Origin of the sequence: Massilia sp. AB1, assembly GCF_018119385.1 — a bacterium.
Taxonomy (GTDB): domain Bacteria; phylum Pseudomonadota; class Gammaproteobacteria; order Burkholderiales; family Burkholderiaceae_D; genus Telluria.
The window spans coordinates 1-16,339 of sequence record NZ_JAGKSG010000013.1 but is presented as its reverse complement, the minus strand read 5'-3'; the positions used below and the strand labels follow the sequence as shown (position 1 = coordinate 16,339).

At 65.6% G+C, this 16,339-nt stretch carries 18 protein-coding genes; 2 read left to right on the top strand and 16 right to left on the bottom strand.

Annotated elements, in window-relative coordinates; genetic code table 11:
* Positions 1-73 precede the first annotated feature (73 nt).
* The 10 genes from J8847_RS09840 to rfbB form a co-directional block, all read right to left on the bottom strand.
* Positions 74-568 carry a YcxB family protein gene (locus J8847_RS09840; protein WP_229512669.1) on the bottom strand — a complete coding sequence of 165 codons (495 nt, stop codon included), beginning with the start codon at positions 566-568 and terminating at the stop codon, positions 74-76.
* 119 nt (positions 569-687) lie between these two features.
* Positions 688-1,956 (bottom strand): lipid IV(A) 3-deoxy-D-manno-octulosonic acid transferase, encoded by a 1,269-nt coding sequence (gene waaA, locus J8847_RS09835; RefSeq protein ID WP_211524521.1) that lies wholly within the window; start codon positions 1,954-1,956, stop codon positions 688-690.
* Positions 1,953-2,933: a lipopolysaccharide heptosyltransferase I gene (gene waaC / locus J8847_RS09830; protein ID WP_211524520.1), complete on the bottom strand. Its 981-nt coding sequence runs from the start codon at positions 2,931-2,933 to the stop codon at positions 1,953-1,955. Before waaC ends, waaA begins: the two co-directional genes overlap by 4 nt.
* Before the next feature lie 10 nt (positions 2,934-2,943).
* Positions 2,944-4,326 (bottom strand): phosphomannomutase/phosphoglucomutase, encoded by a 1,383-nt coding sequence (locus J8847_RS09825; RefSeq protein ID WP_211524519.1) that lies wholly within the window; start codon positions 4,324-4,326, stop codon positions 2,944-2,946.
* Positions 4,327-4,668: 342 nt separating this feature from the next.
* Positions 4,669-4,983 carry an H-NS family nucleoid-associated regulatory protein gene (locus tag J8847_RS09820; protein ID WP_211524607.1) on the bottom strand — a complete coding sequence of 105 codons (315 nt, stop codon included), beginning with the start codon at positions 4,981-4,983 and terminating at the stop codon, positions 4,669-4,671.
* 84 nt (positions 4,984-5,067) lie between these two features.
* Positions 5,068-6,162: a glycosyltransferase gene (locus J8847_RS09815; RefSeq protein WP_211524606.1), complete on the bottom strand. Its 1,095-nt coding sequence runs from the start codon at positions 6,160-6,162 to the stop codon at positions 5,068-5,070.
* Between the two features lie 182 nt (positions 6,163-6,344).
* The gene (rfbD, locus tag J8847_RS09810) at positions 6,345-7,202 is read right to left on the bottom strand and encodes a dTDP-4-dehydrorhamnose reductase (protein WP_211524518.1); all 858 of its coding nucleotides are present in this window, start codon (positions 7,200-7,202) and stop codon (positions 6,345-6,347) included.
* Positions 7,199-7,744, bottom strand: coding sequence for a dTDP-4-dehydrorhamnose 3,5-epimerase (gene rfbC / locus J8847_RS09805; protein WP_211524517.1), 546 nt, complete (start codon positions 7,742-7,744; stop codon positions 7,199-7,201). The genes rfbD and rfbC overlap by 4 nt, the downstream gene beginning before the upstream one ends.
* A gap of 10 nt (positions 7,745-7,754) precedes the next feature.
* Entirely contained in the window at positions 7,755-8,648 is an 894-nt protein-coding gene (gene rfbA, locus J8847_RS09800) for a glucose-1-phosphate thymidylyltransferase RfbA (RefSeq protein WP_211524516.1), read from the bottom strand.
* Positions 8,649-8,659: 11 nt separating this feature from the next.
* Positions 8,660-9,727, bottom strand: coding sequence for a dTDP-glucose 4,6-dehydratase (gene rfbB, locus J8847_RS09795; RefSeq protein WP_211524515.1), 1,068 nt, complete (start codon positions 9,725-9,727; stop codon positions 8,660-8,662).
* 105 nt (positions 9,728-9,832) lie between these two features.
* On the opposite strand from rfbB, the gene J8847_RS09790 reads away from it, so the two are divergent.
* Entirely contained in the window at positions 9,833-10,678 is an 846-nt protein-coding gene (locus J8847_RS09790) for a symmetrical bis(5'-nucleosyl)-tetraphosphatase (RefSeq protein ID WP_211524514.1), read from the top strand.
* Positions 10,679-10,686: 8 nt separating this feature from the next.
* On the opposite strand, the gene J8847_RS09785 is transcribed toward J8847_RS09790, so the two are convergent.
* Genes J8847_RS09785 through J8847_RS09760 form a run of 6 tightly spaced genes read right to left on the bottom strand, consistent with a single transcriptional unit; the run spans position 10,687 to position 15,262 of the window.
* Entirely contained in the window at positions 10,687-11,442 is a 756-nt protein-coding gene (locus J8847_RS09785; RefSeq protein ID WP_211524513.1) for a 1-acyl-sn-glycerol-3-phosphate acyltransferase, read from the bottom strand.
* Positions 11,443-11,499: 57 nt separating this feature from the next.
* Positions 11,500-12,780: a dihydroorotase gene (locus tag J8847_RS09780; protein ID WP_211524512.1), complete on the bottom strand. Its 1,281-nt coding sequence runs from the start codon at positions 12,778-12,780 to the stop codon at positions 11,500-11,502.
* Entirely contained in the window at positions 12,777-13,742 is a 966-nt protein-coding gene (locus J8847_RS09775; protein ID WP_211524511.1) for an aspartate carbamoyltransferase catalytic subunit, read from the bottom strand. The genes J8847_RS09780 and J8847_RS09775 overlap by 4 nt, the downstream gene beginning before the upstream one ends.
* Positions 13,735-14,253, bottom strand: a complete 519-nt coding sequence (pyrR, locus tag J8847_RS09770; protein ID WP_211524510.1) for a bifunctional pyr operon transcriptional regulator/uracil phosphoribosyltransferase PyrR — start codon at positions 14,251-14,253, stop codon at positions 13,735-13,737. Before pyrR ends, J8847_RS09775 begins: the two co-directional genes overlap by 8 nt.
* Positions 14,240-14,632 (bottom strand): Holliday junction resolvase RuvX, encoded by a 393-nt coding sequence (gene ruvX, locus J8847_RS09765; RefSeq protein WP_211524509.1) that lies wholly within the window; start codon positions 14,630-14,632, stop codon positions 14,240-14,242. Before ruvX ends, pyrR begins: the two co-directional genes overlap by 14 nt.
* A 15-nt stretch (positions 14,633-14,647) precedes the next feature.
* A complete protein-coding gene (locus J8847_RS09760; RefSeq protein WP_211524508.1) occupies positions 14,648-15,262 on the bottom strand; it encodes a YqgE/AlgH family protein in 615 nt (204 codons plus the stop codon).
* 222 nt (positions 15,263-15,484) lie between these two features.
* Between J8847_RS09760 and J8847_RS09755 the strand changes: the two genes are divergently transcribed.
* Complete coding sequence (locus J8847_RS09755) at positions 15,485-16,336, top strand: deoxyribodipyrimidine photo-lyase (RefSeq protein WP_211524507.1); 852 nt, start codon at positions 15,485-15,487, stop codon at positions 16,334-16,336.
* The last annotated feature ends 3 nt before the right edge of the window (positions 16,337-16,339 follow it).

Below are 16,339 nucleotides of genomic sequence, written 5' to 3'. Positions count from 1 at the left end.
GTCTGCGACCTCGACCCGTCATCCCCGCGCAGGCGGGGACCCAAGTTTGCATGATTAGCTGACCAGCCAGCGTTTAGCGAACACTCAACTCATGCCGCGCCGCCGCCAGGCTGCGCATCACCTCCGCCTGCGCCTCCGACAGGCAGCGATAAGGAATCGGCAAGGTCCCCCGCTTGAGCACCATCATGAACCCGCGCGAATACGTGCGCACGGCACTGACGTCTTCCCACTCGATCAGGGTCACACCCCCGCTGGCGCGAACGATGCCGTGTTCGTCGATGGTGAATTCGTAGGTCCGTCGTCCGCGCCCGAGCATGACGAAGTTGAGCGCCGCGCTCAGGGTGCTTTTCAGTCGCAGGAACAGGCTGGCCGGCCAGCGGATGCGCCGGCGGCGGATCAGGAAGCCGCCGTGCTGCCACATGAAGCTGGTGTACTCGCCCAGCGTGTAGCGCACGAAGAAATGCAGCTCGCCCAGCGGGAATGCCCCCGCCACCAGCGGCGGAACCGAGTGTTTGTCCGGCCCAGCAGTCACGTTTGTCTCCTTCGGCTCGTCCGTCTGCTGTTGCATCTGCTCCTGCACGAACGCGGCAACGGGCTTGCCACTGCTGACCGGTCTCGGGTGTTTAATTGACAACATGGTCATCCCCTTTTGTTTTAACCGAGCTCAGTTCGGAATGGTAACAAAACCTATCCGATAATCTGTCGCAGGAGTTCAACAGTGCGCAGGGTCGCGCCCCGGTGCCTTCCTGCGAACGCCAGGGCGGCCGCTCCCATCGCCTGGCGCGCGCCGTCGTCGCGCAGCAGGCGCGCCGCCTCCGCCGCCAGGGCCGCGGCGCCAGGCACCCGCAGCGCGCCGCCGCTGGCCACCGCATCTTCCGTGGCGTCGGCGAAGTTGAAGGTATGCTCGCCCACCAGCACCGGCTTGCCCAGCGCACAAGCTTCGATCAGGTTCTGGCCGCCCAGCGGCAGCAGGCTGCCGCCGATGTAGGCGCAGTCGCAGGCCGCGTAATACGCGAACATCTCGCCCATCGAGTCGCCCAGCAGCACTTCGGCATCGCCCACGCCCTGCTCCAACTGGGAACGGCGCACCAGACGCAAACCCTGCGCTTCGACCAGCTTCGCCACCTCGTCGAAACGCTGCGGATGGCGCGGTACGATCATCAGGAGGGCGTCCCCGGGCTTGCCGGCATGGCGTGTCCAGGCGTCCAGGATCAGGGTTTCCTCGCCCTCGCGCGTGCTGGCGCACAGGAAGACCGGCCGCTGGCCGATCTGGCCGCGCAGCCAGGCGCCCTTTTCCAGGGCCGCGCCCGGGGGCACCACGTCGAACTTGATGCTGCCCGTAATCGCCACCTGTGGCGCGCCGAGCGAGGAAATACGCTGCGCGTCGGCCTCGGTCTGGGCCGCCACCAGGGTAATGGCGCGCGCCGCATCCGTCATCAGGGCCCCCATCTTCTGGCCGCGCCGCAACGAGCGCTCGGACAGGCGCGCATTGGCCAGCACCACCGGCACGCCCGCCTGGGCGCAGCCATGGATCAGATTCGGCCAGACTTCGGTCTCCATCAGGATGCAGGCGCGCGGCTGGTAGCGGCGCAGGAAGCGCGCCACCATCAAGCCGGTGTCGTAAGGCAGGTAGGACTGGATCACGCGCTCGCCATGGCGGCCGAACAGCGAACGGCCGGTGGCGCGGCCGGTCGGGGTCATGTGGGTGAGCAGGATGCGGCAATCCGGATACTGCGCCAGCAGCGCCTCGACCAGCGGCTCGGCGGCGCGGGTCTCGCCCACCGAGACCGCATGCACCATGATCGTCATGCGGCCGTCAGGCGTCCCGCTGGCCAGGCCGAGGCGCTCGTCCCAGTGCTCGCGGTAGCCGGGCTCCTTGCGCCCGCGCCACCACAGCCGCCCCAGCACGGCCGGCAGGGCCAGCCACCACAACGCCGAATACAGCGGCCGTTTCATCCTTGGCCCAGCAGCCGGCGCGCGGCGGCGATCACGTCATCGCTCGAAGGCGGCGCGCCCAGGTCGCCCAGGTTGACGATGCGCTCGGACCAGTTGCCCTCGGTCTTCCACTTGGGCGAATCGCAATAGATCTCGACCGTCGGCCGCACGAAGGCGGCGGCGATGTGGGTCAGGCCCGTATCCACGCCGACGGCCAGCGCCGCATGCTGGGCCAGGGTCACCGCATCCATCATCGACAGTTTCGGCAGCACGCGCGCATTCGGGATCCGGGCGGCCAGCGCCTGCGCGTCCTTCAGCTCCTGCTCGGAGCCCCAGGGCAAAAGCACCGGCATCGGCGCCAGGGCATGGCCCAGGGCGATCCAGTTCGCGTCCGCCCACTTCTTGGCGGCGCGCGCGGTGCCGTGGAAGAACACGGCGTAATCTTCCGCCGGCAGGAAGGCCGGGCGCTGCGCCGCCTGCGGGGCCGGCAGGCCGAAGTCCGGCGCCGAATCGACCGCGTAGCCGAGGGCGGCGCCCGCGACCAGGCGGCCGCGCGCCACCGCATGGGTGCGCGGGTCGAGCGGGATGCTGTCGGTATGGAAGATGCGCGAGATGCCTTCGTAGCCCGAGCCTTCGCTGCCGTTGGCCAGGCCGACCTTCTTGCCGCCCTTGCGCGTGCGCGCCGCGCCCATGATCACGCCGGTCTTGAGCAGGCCCTGGGTGTCGAACACATAGTCGTATTCTTCTTCGCGCAGGCTGCGGAAGAAGGCCTTGATCTCGGCGCGCGTCTCCGGCTTGCCCAGGCCCTTGCGCCAGCGGCGCAGCGCCCAGGGAATGATCTTGCGCACGTGCGGGTTGAGGCGGACCAGGCTGACATAGCCCTCTTCCACCACCCAGTCGATGGTGGCGCTTGGGTCATGGCGCAGGAGGTCGGCCACCATCGGCAGGTTGTGCAGCACGTCGCCCAGCGACGACACACGCACCAGCAGGATCTTCAAGCCGGCTTCCTCAGAACGGGAGGTGGGCGTCCGGCTTGGCGGCCAGGATCACGCGCTTGAAATCGGCCTGGATGCGTTCCAGGGCTTGCGGCGTCTCGGCTTCGAAGCGCAGCACCACGACCGGGGTCGTGTTCGAGGAACGGGCCAGGCCGAAACCGTCCGGATACTCGACGCGCAGGCCGTCGATGTCATTGACGCGCTCCGAGCCCGGGAAGACGGCATGCTTGCGCAGGGAGTCGATCAGGGAGAAGTTCTCGCCTTCCTGCAGGTGCAGGTGCAGTTCCGGGGTGCTGCTGGCGATCGGCAGGCCGTTCAGCAGCTTCGAGGGATCGCTTTCGCGGGTCAGGATCTCGAGCATGCGCGCGCCGGCGTACAGGCCGTCGTCGAAGCCGTACCAGCGGTCCTTGAAGAAGATGTGGCCGCTCATCTCGCCGCCCAGCGGCGAGCCGGTTTCCTTCAGCTTGGCCTTGACCAGCGAGTGGCCGGTCTTCCACATCAGCGGACGGCCGCCGTGCTGCTCGATCCAGGGGGCGAGGTGGCGGGTGCACTTGACGTCGTAGAGGATCTCGGCGCCCGGATTGCGCGACAGGACATCGGCCGCGAACAGCATCATCTGGCGGTCCGGGAAGATGATCTGGCCGTCCTTGGTGACGATGCCGAGGCGGTCGCCGTCGCCGTCGAAGGCCAGACCCAGCTCGGCGTCGGTGTCCTGCAGGGCCTTGATCACGTCCTGCAGGTTTTCCGGGTGCGCCGGATCCGGGTGGTGGTTCGGGAAAGTGCCATCCACCTCGCAGAACAGTTCGATGACTTCGGCGCCCATGCGGCGGAACAGTTCCGGCGCGAAGGCCCCGGCCACGCCGTTGCCGCAGTCGACCACGATCTTGATCGGGCGCGCCAGCTTGACATCGCCGACGATGCGCTCGATGTAGGCGGCGCGGATGTCGTGGGTGCTGTAGCCGCCGCGCTGTTCGGCGACCGTGCCATCGTAGGCTGCAATGCTGTCGTGCAGGGCCAGGATGGCTTCGCCGTGGATCGCTTCGCCGGCCAGCACCATCTTGAAACCGTTGTAGTCGGGCGGGTTGTGGCTGCCGGTGACCATGATGCCCGAGCGGGTGTCGAGCACATTGGTGCCGAAGTAGACCATCGGGGTGGCGACCATGCCCAGATCGATCACGTCCACGCCGGCGTCGCGCAGGCCTTCGGCCAGGGCGGCGGACAGCTCGGGGCCGGACAGGCGGCCGTCGCGGCCGATCACGACCTTGCGCTCTCCCTTGGCCAGGGCGGCTGCACCGAATGCGCGCCCGATATGGCGCGCAACTCCGGCGTCCAGCGTCTTGCCGATGACGCCGCGGATGTCATAGGCCTTGAAGATCGTTTTGGAGAGTGCGAGCATTTTCTTCCTTGGAGTACGGGGGGAGCGTGCAGCTGCCGGTGTTGGAGGAATGACAAAACGACCGCTATTGTAACGGCAAGCGGGATGGCGTGGTGTGCGCGGCGTGCGGTGCTAAAGAGGTTGAGTGGCCCTTTAATAAACTTGGGCGGAACAATGCTGGGGGCATTGTTCCGGCCTGCGCCGGAACGACGTATTGAGGCAGCGGACTGGCGTATTAACACTGCCCGGCGTCTTCAGCACGTCGTTCCGGCGCAGGCCGGAACCCAAGTTACCATGCATAGCCGCATATTCATTCCGCAGCCCCGCACAAAATAAATCGCCGGCTTCCGCCGGCGATTTCAATCAAACACGCAGCTTGTCGAGCGACTGGCCGCTTTCGACCCATTCCTTGACCCATTTCGGCTGGCGGCCGCGGCCGGTCCATTGCTGCGATGCGTTGTCCGGGTGACGATATCGCACGGCGACGGTATTGCCCTTGCTGCTGCCGCGGCCGCCGCTGGCGATCAGGTCTTTCAGCGGAACGCCGACGCTTTGGGCAATGGCCAGGATCTGCTCGCGTGCCTTTTGAACTTCTTGTACTTCACGCTTCTTCATCTCCTGCTTGATTTGCTCCTGCAGGTTGCGCAAGTCGCCAACCGACATATTCGACAGATCCATCATCGTTCCCTCGTTCGTAAGATTGAAATACACGCGGTGAAATCTCACCAAATGTCGCAATATACTAACACCAATTACAAAAATCTAGTCCCTCTTGTGAAAAAAAAGCCAACGCGGAGACTTAAATCGAACAATACGTGCATACAACCAGAGGTAACTGATTATAAACAACACACAGAAGCACATTAGCATAAGCGTATTTTCCCAGAACACGGTAGCCGGTATCACCGCCATCAGCGAAAAAAGCCATAAATAAGGCGATGTACGTGCATTGCGTTTCATCAGTGCGCGTGCTTCCGGCCTGCCTACTGTCCAGCGCACGATACGCCGGAATATGAGGCTATGCAGGTGGATTCCATCGGGCATGGCAGGCGACTTCCCCCGCACAAACATTCTGCGGTAAGCGGAAAACAAGGTTTCGAAAGTGGGATAAATCAGCAGCAAGGCAGCATACCAGGTGGACACCTCGGGATTGCGCATCACCAGCAGCAAGGCCAGCTCTCCCAGCAGGAAACCAATGAAATAAGCGCCGCCATCGCCAAGGAAGATCAGCCCGATGGGATAATTCCAGATCAGGAAACCCGCGGTCGCGCCCGCCACAATCAGGGCCGCCACCAGGACGAACATATCCCCTATTTGAAATGCCACATATGCAAGCGACATGAGCATGCAAATGCTTACCATGCTCGCCAGCCCATTAAACCCGTCAATAATATTGACGGCATTCGCAATTCCCGCCACCGCGAGTATGGTCACCGGTAAAACGATCCAGGCCGCCTGCAGCCTTACGACACCCCAGGGCATATCCAGGCGATCCAGGCGCGCATCGAGCAGCCAATAAGCGAGCAGCGCCGCCAGCATTGTCAGCAGCAGCCGGCGCGATGGGGCCACCTTCCCCGTATAGTCTTCCGCAATGCCGCCGGAAAGCGCAATGGCGCCACAAGCGATCAATGCCATCAGCCAGGGCGCAATGCCGGGTTCGCGCGCGATGGAAAAAGCGGAGGCAAGCGTCACCGCAAGAAAAATCGGCACGCCGCCAATGCGCGTCACCTCGTGGGCATGGAATTTTTGAACGCCGTCGAGATCGGCATCGAGCGCCATCCCCTTTTTATTGGCGAGCTTAATCACCAGCAGGGTCAGCAACGCGCAAGAGAGGAAGCTGACAAAAAAGGAGAACATTATTGTTTTCCGGTGCAATAACGTGGAATCACCTGCTTTTGTACGCAGGATTGGAACAGCCACGGCACTCTTATCAAAGAGGAAAGTCCAGGCCATTGTACCGGAATGGCCGGGCCATTCCCGGCACAACGCTTAATCGTGCTCGGACGTTTGGCAATGGATCAAACCGGGCCGATGCCTGGCTAGCGCATGCAGAGCGCAAGCGCATCGCGCCAGTCGGGAAGGCGGCAGAAACGGTGAGTCAGCTTGGCGCAGTTCAGGCGCGAATTGCGCGGGCGCCTGGCAGGGGTCGGATAATCGCTGGACGCGATCGGCACCACGCGGCAGGCTTGCGCGCTTTCTTCCATGATCGCCTGGGCAAATCCCGCCCAGCTGGTTTCGCCCTGGGCGCTCAGATGATAAGTGCCGCGGTTGTCGCGCCACCATTTGGGCCCGCCCACCTGGGCCTGGACCAGGATATGGGCCGCGGTCTGGGCCACGGTGCGGCTCCAGGTCGGCGCGCCGACCTGGTCGTCCACCACCCGCACCTCCTCGCGCTCGGCCGCCAGGCGCAGCATTGTGCGCAGGAAATTGTTCCCGCGCATGCCGTACACCCAGCTGGTGCGCAGGATCAGGTAGGGCGCGCCAGAGGACACGATGGCCTGCTCCCCCAGCAACTTGGTTTCGCCGTAGACATTGAGCGGCCCTGTGCGGTCGCCCTCGGTATAGGGTTCGTCCTTGTCGCCGGCGAACACGTAATCGGTCGAGAAATGCACCAGGGCCGCACCCACTTCGCGCGCCTGCAGGGCCATCACGCCGGGCGCCTGGGCATTGACGCGCAGGGCCAGCTCGGGCTCGCTCTCGGCGCGGTCCACGGCCGTATAGGCGGCCGCGTTGACGATCAGCTCGGGCTGGACGCTGCGTATCGCGTCGCGGACCTGGTCGAGGTCGGCCAGGTCCAGCCGCTTGCGGTCGCAGGCGACGATCTCGCCCAGGCCCTGCAGGCAGCGCAGCAGCTCGTAGCCGACCTGTCCGTCGGCGCCGGTGAGCAGGATCTTCACCGGAACACCTCGGCCTCGGCGAAGGGCCTGCCCTCGCGGTCCTTGGCGGACAGGATGGGCTCGCCCATCAAAGGCCAGTCGATGGCGAGGCGCGCATCGTTCCACAGCAGGGTGCGCTCGTGCGCGGGCGACCAGTATTCGGTGGTCTTGTACAGGCAATCGGCCTCCTCGCTCAGGGTCAGGAAGCCATGCGCGCAGCCCGGCGGCACCCACAGCTGGCGCCGGTTGTCGGCGGACAGCTCGGTGCCGATCCAGCGCCCGAAACTGGGCGAGCCGGCGCGCAGGTCGACCACCACGTCGAACACGGTGCCCTGGACCACGCGCACCAGTTTGCCTTGCGGCACCTCGACCTGGTAATGCAGGCCGCGCAGCACGTTGCGGTGCGACCTGGAATGGTTGTCCTGGACAAACACCGGCTCGAAGCCGCTGGCCTCGCGGAAGCGGCGCGCGTTGTAGCTCTCGAAAAAGAAACCCCGCTCGTCCGTGAACACCTGTGGTTCGAGCAGCAGCACGCCCGCGATGGCGGTCGGGGTGCATTTCATGGCCAGGCTCTCATCGCGGGACTTTGTCGCCCAGCACGCGCAGCAGGTACTGGCCGTAGCCGCTCTTCGTGAGCGGCCCGGCCAGCCGCTCCAGGGCCGCCGCATCGATGTAGCCGCGCCGGTAGGCCACCTCTTCCGGCACGCCGATCTTCAAGCCCTGGCGGTGCTCGATGGTGGCGATGAATTGGGATGCGTCAAGCAGCGAATCGCAGGTGCCGGTATCGAGCCAGGCGAAGCCGCGGCCCAGCAGCGCGACCTTCAGCTTGCCGGCATCGAGGTAGGCGCGGTTGACGTCGGTGATCTCCAGCTCGCCGCGGCTGGACGGCCGCAGCGAAGCGGCGATGTCGCACACGTCGCTGTCGTAGAAATACAGCCCGGTCACGGCGTAATTCGACTTGGGCTGGGCCGGCTTTTCCTCGATCGAGAGCGCTTTGAATCCCGCGTCGAATTCCACCACGCCATAGCGCTCCGGATCTTGCACATGGTAGGCGAACACGGTGGCGCCTTCCGTCCGATTGGTGGCGGTGGCCAGGGATTGCTCCAGGCCATTCCCGTAATACAGGTTGTCGCCCAGGATCAGGGCCGAAGGTTCGCCGTTCACGAAGCGGCGGCCGATCAGGTAGGCCTGGGCCAGGCCTTCGGGCGAAGGCTGCTCGGCGTATTGAAAATTCAGGCCCCACTGGCTGCCGTCGCCCAGCAGCTGCTGGAAGCGCGGCAGGTCTTGCGGGGTGGAGATGATCAGGATGTCCTGGATTCCCGCCAGCATCAAGGTGGTGATCGGGTAATAGATCATCGGCTTGTCGTAGACCGGCAGCAGCTGCTTGGACACCGCCACCGTCATCGGAAACAGCCGGGTGCCCGAACCGCCCGCCAGGATGATCCCGCGCCGCTTCTCACGTGCCATCGGTGCCCTTCTCATGATGCGTCTCCCCGCTTGCCGTAGTTGCGTTCGACCCACTCCAGGTAGGCGCCGCTCTGGACATGGCTGACCCAGTCCTGGTGCGCCAGGTACCAGCGCACGGTGTCTTCCAGGCCGGCGGCAAAGCTGTGCGCCGGACGCCAGCCCAGTTCGCGCTCGATCTTGCGCGCGTCGATGGCGTAGCGCCGGTCGTGTCCCGGGCGGTCCGCCACGAAGCTGATCTGCATGCGCCGGCTCCCGGCAGCGGGCACCAGCCGGTCGAGGATGTCGCACAGGGAGCCGACCACGTCGAGGTTGGCCATTTCGCTCGACCCGCCGACGTTGTACACCTCACCCGGCCGCCCCGCTTCCAGCACGCGCCGGATAGCCGCGCAGTGGTCGCCCACGTACAGCCAGTCGCGCACCTGCTGGCCATCGCCGTACACCGGCAAGGGCTTGCCCGCGAGGGCGTTGGCGATCATCAGCGGAATCAGCTTTTCGGGGAACTGGAAGGGACCGTAGTTGTTCGAGCAATTCGTGGTCAGGGTCGGCAGGCCGTAGGTGTGATGCCAGGCGCGCACCAGGTGGTCCGAGGCCGCCTTCGAGGCCGCATACGGGCTGTTGGGCGCGTAGGGCGTGGTTTCGCTGAACGGCGGATCCTGGGGAGCCAGGGTGCCGTAGACCTCGTCGGTGGACACGTGCAGGAAGCGGAAGGCCTCGCGCTCGCCGGCATCCAGCGTGGCCAGGTGGGCGCGCGCGGCTTCCAGCAAGGTGTAGGTGCCCTGCACATTGGTCTGCACGAACTGGCCCGGCGCATGGATCGAGCGGTCGACATGGCTCTCCGCCGCGAAGTGAAGGATGGCGCGCGGGCGATGCTGGCGCAGCAGCGCCGTCACCAGCTCGCCGTCCGCGATGTCGCCGCGCACGAACACGTGGCGCGGGTCGCCCTGCAGGCTGGCCAGGTTTTCCAGGTTGCCCGCATAGGTCAGCTTGTCCAGGTTCAGGACCGGCTCATCCGATTGGGCCAGCCAGTCGAGGACAAAATTTGCCCCGATAAAACCCGCACCGCCAGTGACTAAAATCATTTAGTATCCGCCAAAGCAATAAGTTTACCGGCAATTCTACGTGAACTCGCCCCCAACCATCGACTAGCGGCGGGACCCGGCGCTCCGATCCTGGATAATAAGAACATGAAAACCTATGCCATTGGCGACCTGCAGGGTTGCGCCCACGAAGCCCAGCTCCTGCTCGAACATATCAAGGAAGACGCCCAGGGCGAGGCGCGCATCCTGTTCGTGGGCGACCTGATCAACCGCGGCCCCGATTCCCTCACCGCGCTGCGGCGCATGAAGGCGCTGTCCGAATCCAGCGGCGGCCGGGTCGAGGCCCTGCTCGGCAACCACGACCTGCACCTGATCGCGGTGGCGGTGGGCGCGCAGCGCGTGAGCCGTTCCGACACCCTCGACGCCATCCTCGCCGCCCCCGACCGCGACGAGCTGATCGACTGGCTGCGCCGCCGGCCGCTGGCGATGTTCGTCGACGCTCACCTGCTGGTGCATGCCGGCGTGGCGCCGCAGTGGGACGCCGCCCAGACCATGGCGCTGGCGGGCGAAGTGGAAGCCGTGCTGCGCGGCGACGGGTGGATCGACTTCCTGCGCGAGATGTACGGCAACGAGCCGAACCGCTGGGACGACAGCCTGACCGGCATGGCGCGGCTGCGCTGCATCGTCAATGCGCTGACGCGCATGCGGCTGTGCGAGCCGGATGGGAGCATGGACTTCAAGCACAAGGAAAGCGAGAACGGGCCGGAAGGCTCGGGGCTGATTCCGTGGTTCGACCTGCCCGAGCGCAAGACGGCGAACGTGACGGTGGTGTTCGGGCACTGGTCGGCGCTGGGGCTGGTGCTCAGGCCTAACCTGGTGGGGCTGGACAGCGGCTGCGTGTGGGGCGGGAAGCTTACCGCGGTGTGCCTGGATAATCGCGCGCTGCTGCAGGTGGATTGCCCCGAGTATCAGGAGCACAGTGGGAAGAGGTAACAGGCTTATTAGGTTCCGGCCTCCGCCGGAACGACGGCTTTTAGACCTGCGGTAATGGCATCCTGCGCGGCCTGCGCCAGCTCGCGACGGTGCGCGCCTGCGCTCTCCAAGGGCGGCAGGCAGGCCAGGCGCGCGCGGATCGGCGGGCCTTCCAGCACCTTGAACATGCTGTCCACGAAGGTCGTCTCGCCCACGTAATCGACCGAAGGGTGAAACGCCCCCTCCCCGTTCACATACGCCAGCGCATACGGCTGCACCGCCACCCTGGCGTCGATGGCCGCCTCGAACAGGTTGGCATGGAAAGGCAGCACTTCGCCCTGCCGCGATGTGGTCCCTTCAGGGAAGAAAGCCACCCGCTGTCCCTTGTGCAGCACCTCGACCAGCCCCTTGAAGATGTGGCGCAGCTCGCGCCGGTTGCCGCGCGCGATGAACACCGTGCCGGCGGCCGCCGCCAGCCAGCCCAGCACCGGCCAGGCGCGGATCTCGGCCTTGGCCACGAAGCGGCAGGGATGCAGCGCATTGATCACGAAGATGTCCAGCCAGGACACGTGGTTGGCCACGATCAGCGCATGCTCCAGCACCGGCGCGCCGGGCGCCTGCTCGACGTCGATGCGGCACAGCCTCAGTAAGCGGCGCGACCACGAGCGCGTGAGGCGCTCGCGCAAGCCATTCGATGCCAGCGGAAACACCAGCGCGGATGTGGCAAGGCCTTCGAGCAGGTGGACGACGACGCGCGCGAGGCGCCAGGCAAGGCGGATCTTCAAGACGGGAAACGATGAAAAGGACCACGCGGACGCCAGGTCCGCGCGGTCATGGACGGATCAGCGCTGGAAAGCGACCTGTCCGCGCACGATGGTGGTCTTGACCTGGCCAGCCAGTTCATAACCGAGGAAAGGCGTGTGCTTGCCCTGGCTCGCCAGCGCCGAGCGCTCGACCTTCCAGCGCAGGTCCGGGTCGAACAGCACCACGTCGGCCGAGGCGCCCACCGACAGCGTGCCCGCCGGCAGCCCGGCGATGCGCGCTGCCTCGTGGGTGACCTTGCCGATCGCGCGCGCCAGGCCGTCGGCGCCGCGCTGGCCGTCCGCCCACTTGAGCATCAGGGCCAGCAGCAATTCCAGGCCGGTGGCGCCCGGCGAGGCTTCGCCGAAGGGCAGCAGCTTCTCGTCGTCGTCGACCGGGGTGTGGTCGGAGCATACCGCGTCCACGGTGCCGTCCAGCAGGCCCGCCTGGATCGCGTCGCGGTCGCGCTGGGCGCGCAGCGGCGGGGTGAAGCGCGCGTTGGAATCGAAGAAGCCGATGTCGGCGTCGGTCATGTGCAGGTGGTGCACGCCGACGTCGCAGGTGACCGGCAAGCCTTCCTTCTTGGCGGCCTTGATCAGTTCCAGGCTGGCGGCGGCCGAGATGCGGCACAGGTGCACGCGGGCGCCGGTGGAACGCATCAGTTCGAAGATGGTGTGCAGGGCGATGGTCTCGGACATCACCGGCACGCCCGACAGGCCCAGGCGCGAGGCCAGCGGGCCGCTGTGGGCCACGCCGCCGCGGCCGATGTGCGGGTCCTGCGGGCGCAGCCACACGGTATAGCCGAAGGTTTTCGCGTACTGCATGGCGCGCAGCAGGACAGTGGTGTCGAGGACCGGTTCCTCGGCCTGGGCGAAGCCGATGCAGCCGGCTTCGGTCAGCTCGGCCATTTCGGTCAGTGCCTGGCCTTTCAGGCCGACGGTCAGCGCGCCCAGCGGGTGCACGTGGGCCTGGTTCAGGATGCGCGCGCGATGCTTGAGCATCTCCACCAGGCCGGGCTCGTCCAGCACCGGATCGGTGTCGGGCGGGCACACCAGGGTGGTCACGCCGCCCTGCATGGCCGCCTGCATTTCCGATTCCAGGGTGGCCTTGTATTCGTAGCCCGGCTCGCGCAGGCGGGCCGACAGGTCGACCAGGCCGGGCGCGACCACCAGGCCGCTGGCATCGATCGTCTGGTCGGCGCTGAAGCCCGCGGGGGCCGCGCCGACGCCGGCGATCTTGCCGTCCGCAATGAAGAGATCCTTGGTTTCGTTGATGCCGTTCGCCGGGTCGACCAGGCGCCCGTTCTTGATATGAAGTTTCATCCGTGGGTTCCTGCCAAAATGCTCATGACTGCCATGCGTACCGCGATGCCGAAGGTGACCTGCGGGAGGATCACCGCCTGGCTGCCGTCGGCCACCGCCGAATCGATCTCCACGCCGCGGTTCATCGGGCCCGGGTGCATCACGATGGCGTCCGGCTTGGCCAGCGCCAGGCGTTCCGGCGTCAGGCCATAGCTCTTGAAGTATTCCTGCGCCGAAGGCAGCAGCGCGCCGCTCATGCGTTCGTTCTGCAGGCGCAGCATGATGATGACGTCGACGTCCTTCAGGCCTTCGTCCATATTGGTGAACAGGCGCACGCCCATCTGCTCCAGGCCGCCCGGCAGCAGGGTGTGCGGGCCGATGGCGCGCACTTCCGGCACGCCCAGCGTGGTCAGCGCGTGGATGTCCGAGCGCGCCACGCGGCTGTGCAGGATGTCGCCCACGATGGCCACGCGCAGGTTGGTGAAGTCCTTCTTGTAGTGGCGGATCGTGTACATGTCGAGCAGGCCCTGGGTCGGGTGCGCGTGGCGGCCGTCGCCGGCGTTCACCACGTGCACGTGCGACTGGCCGCTCTCGTTCAGGTGCTTGGCGATCAGGTAGGGCGCGCCCGACTGCGAATGGCGCACCACGAACATGTCGGCGTGCATGGCAGACAGGTTGTCGATGGTGTCGAGCAGCGACTCGCCCTTGGTGGTCGACGATGCCTGGATGTTCAGGTTGATGACGTCGGCCGAGAGGCGCTTGGAGGCGATCTCGAAGGTGGTGCGGGTGCGGGTCGAGTTTTCGAAGAACAGGTTGAACACGCTCTTGCCGCGCATGAGCGGGACCTTCTTCACTTCGCGGTCGGAGATGCCGACGAAGCTCGATGCGGTGTCCAGGATGTGGTCGATGTGCGACTTCTTCAGTCCCTCGATGGTGAGCAGGTGCTGCAGCTCGCCGTGTTTGTTCAGTTGCGGATTAAGCATTGTCTTCTTCGATGGTGAGCGAAAGCTGGCCGGACGCATCACGCTGCAGGCACAGGGACTGGTTGGCCGCGAGCGTGGCGCGGGTGCCGACGAAGTCGGCGGCGACCGGCAGTTCGCGTCCGCCGCGGTCGGCCAGGGCCGCGAGCTTGATGCAGGCCGGGCGGCCGTAGTCGAACAGCACGTTGATCGCGGCGCGCGTGGTGCGGCCGGTCTGCAGCACGTCGTCGACCAGCACGACGGTGGCGCCGTCGACCGGGAAGCGGATGTGAGTCGGCTTCACGTCCGGATGCAGGCCCTTCTTGGCGTAGTCGTCGCGGTAGAACGAGACGTCGATCGACCCCAGGCGGCTGGTCAGGTCGAGGTCGCGCGCCAGGCGCTCGGCGAGCCAGGCGCCGCCGGAGTGGATGCCGACGATGGCGGCGTCGCTTACGCCTTCCAGGCCGGCCCGGACCTGGGACAGCAGCTCGCGGTAGAGCGCTTCCGCGTCGAGGTCGTGGTTAGATGTTGGCATGATCGTCAAAGTATTGTTGCAAAATGATGGCGGCCGCCTTGGCGTCGATGACCTCGCCGCGCTTGGCTTGGATGACGGCGGAGGAATAGCGCTCGTCGACCAGGTCGACGGGCAGGTTGAAGCGGCCGTGAAGCTGGTTGGCGAAACGCCGGCTGCGCGCGGTCATCTCGTGCTCGGCGCCGTCCGGATGGCGCGGCTCGCCCACGACGAGGCGCGCCGGGCGCCATTGTTCGATCAGGTCACCGATGACCTGGAAGCGGGTCGCGTTGTCGACCGCCTTGATGACGGTCAGCGGCTGGGCCTGCCCCGTCAGTGTATTTCCCATTGCAATGCCGATCCGCTTGACGCCGAAGTCGAACCCAAAAACGATATCAACCATCGATGTCAACCATTCTTACGCATGGCCGGCTTCGGTGGCGAGCATGAGCGGGTCGATTCCCAGCAGTTTGATGGCGGCGGTATAGCGTTCCTCGATCGGCAGGTCGAACAGGACGCGCGCGTCGGCGCCCACGGTCAGCCAGCCGTTGCGGGAAATTTCTTCCTCGAGCTGCCCCGGGCTCCAGCCGGCGTAGCCGATGGACACCAGCATGCGCTTCGGCCCTGCCCCGCTGGCGACGGCTTCCAGCACGTCGATCGAGGTGGTGAAGGCGACTTCGTCGGTGACATTGAGCGAGGACGAGTAGCGTCCGCCCGGCGAATGCAGCACGAAGCCGCGGTCGTCCTGGACCGGTCCGCCGAACATGATCGGCTCTTCCGTCACGCTCGAGCGCAGGCCCTCGGCCAGCTTGAGGTCGATGCGGTCGAACAGCACGTCCATCGTCATGTCGGTGGGCTTGTTGATGACCACGCCGAGCACGCCTTTTTCGTTGTGCTCGCAGACATACACGACGGTGCCGCCGAAAATGGGATCCTGGATCGACGGCATGGCAATCAGGAAATGATTTGCCAGGTTCAGCCCCGAAGGCGCAGGGCCGGGGCGGAGCTGCGTATCGTCCTGTCCCGGCGGCATGCCGGGCATCGGTAGAGTTTTGACAACTTTACTTTTTTTCATACGCGTACTCTCACAGGGCTCACTCTGGTTGAACGACCGCTCAGTATCCAGACTACAACATTAAGCTTTTCGTTAGTTTACACTGAATTGCCCGGACACCCCTTGAAGCGTCTCCAGCCGGGTCCCGTTAGCTGTTTCCGGCCCGGGCTTTTCACCCTTGTTTTGACCGAGCACATAAAGATGAACGAAAGCAATTCGTTGGTCTGGTTCCGCCGCGATCTCCGGGCATTCGACCAGGCCGCCCTGTATGAGGCACTGGCTGGCTCCGGCCGCGTGTTTTGCGCCTTTGTGTACGACACCGACATCCTGCAAGGGCTGCCACGCGATGACGCCCGCCTGCGCTTCATCCATGCCAGCCTGGCCAGCCTCGACCAGGAATTGCGCCGCCTGGGAAGCTACCTGATCGTGCGCCACGGGCGCGCGGTCGAGGAAGTTCCGCGACTTGCCGCCGAGCTGGGCGTGGATACCGTCTACATCAATACCGATTATGAGCCCAGCGCCGTGGAACGTGACGCACAGGTGGCCGAACAGCTGGCTCGGCAGTCGCAGCGCCTGCTCGCCTTCAAGGACCAGGTGATATTCGAGAAGGACGAAGTGCTGACCCTGGCGGGGCAGCCGTTCTCGGTATTCACGCCCTACAAGAACGCCTGGCTCAAGCGGCTGGCGGCCATGCCGGAGACGCTCGCGGCCTATCCCATCGATCTGCACGCCCATGCGTTTGCGCCGCCGGAAGGGCCGTCCGCCCTGCCCTCACTGGCGCAGATCGGCTTCGAGGATGGGGAGCCGCCGTTGCCTGCAGGCATGGAAGGGGCGGAGCAGTTGTTCGAGGAGTTTCTGGAGGGCATCAGCGATTACGGCCGGGCGCGCGATTTCCCGGCCGAGGATGCGACTTCGCGGCTCTCGAGCCACCTGCGTTTCGGTACGACCTCGATCCGCCATCTGGTGCGCACGGCGCGGCAGATGATCGATGCGGGCGCCGGGGGGGGCGGGGGGGGCCCCCCCCGGGGCGCCCCGATAGCTGGGGGGTTGTAAAGC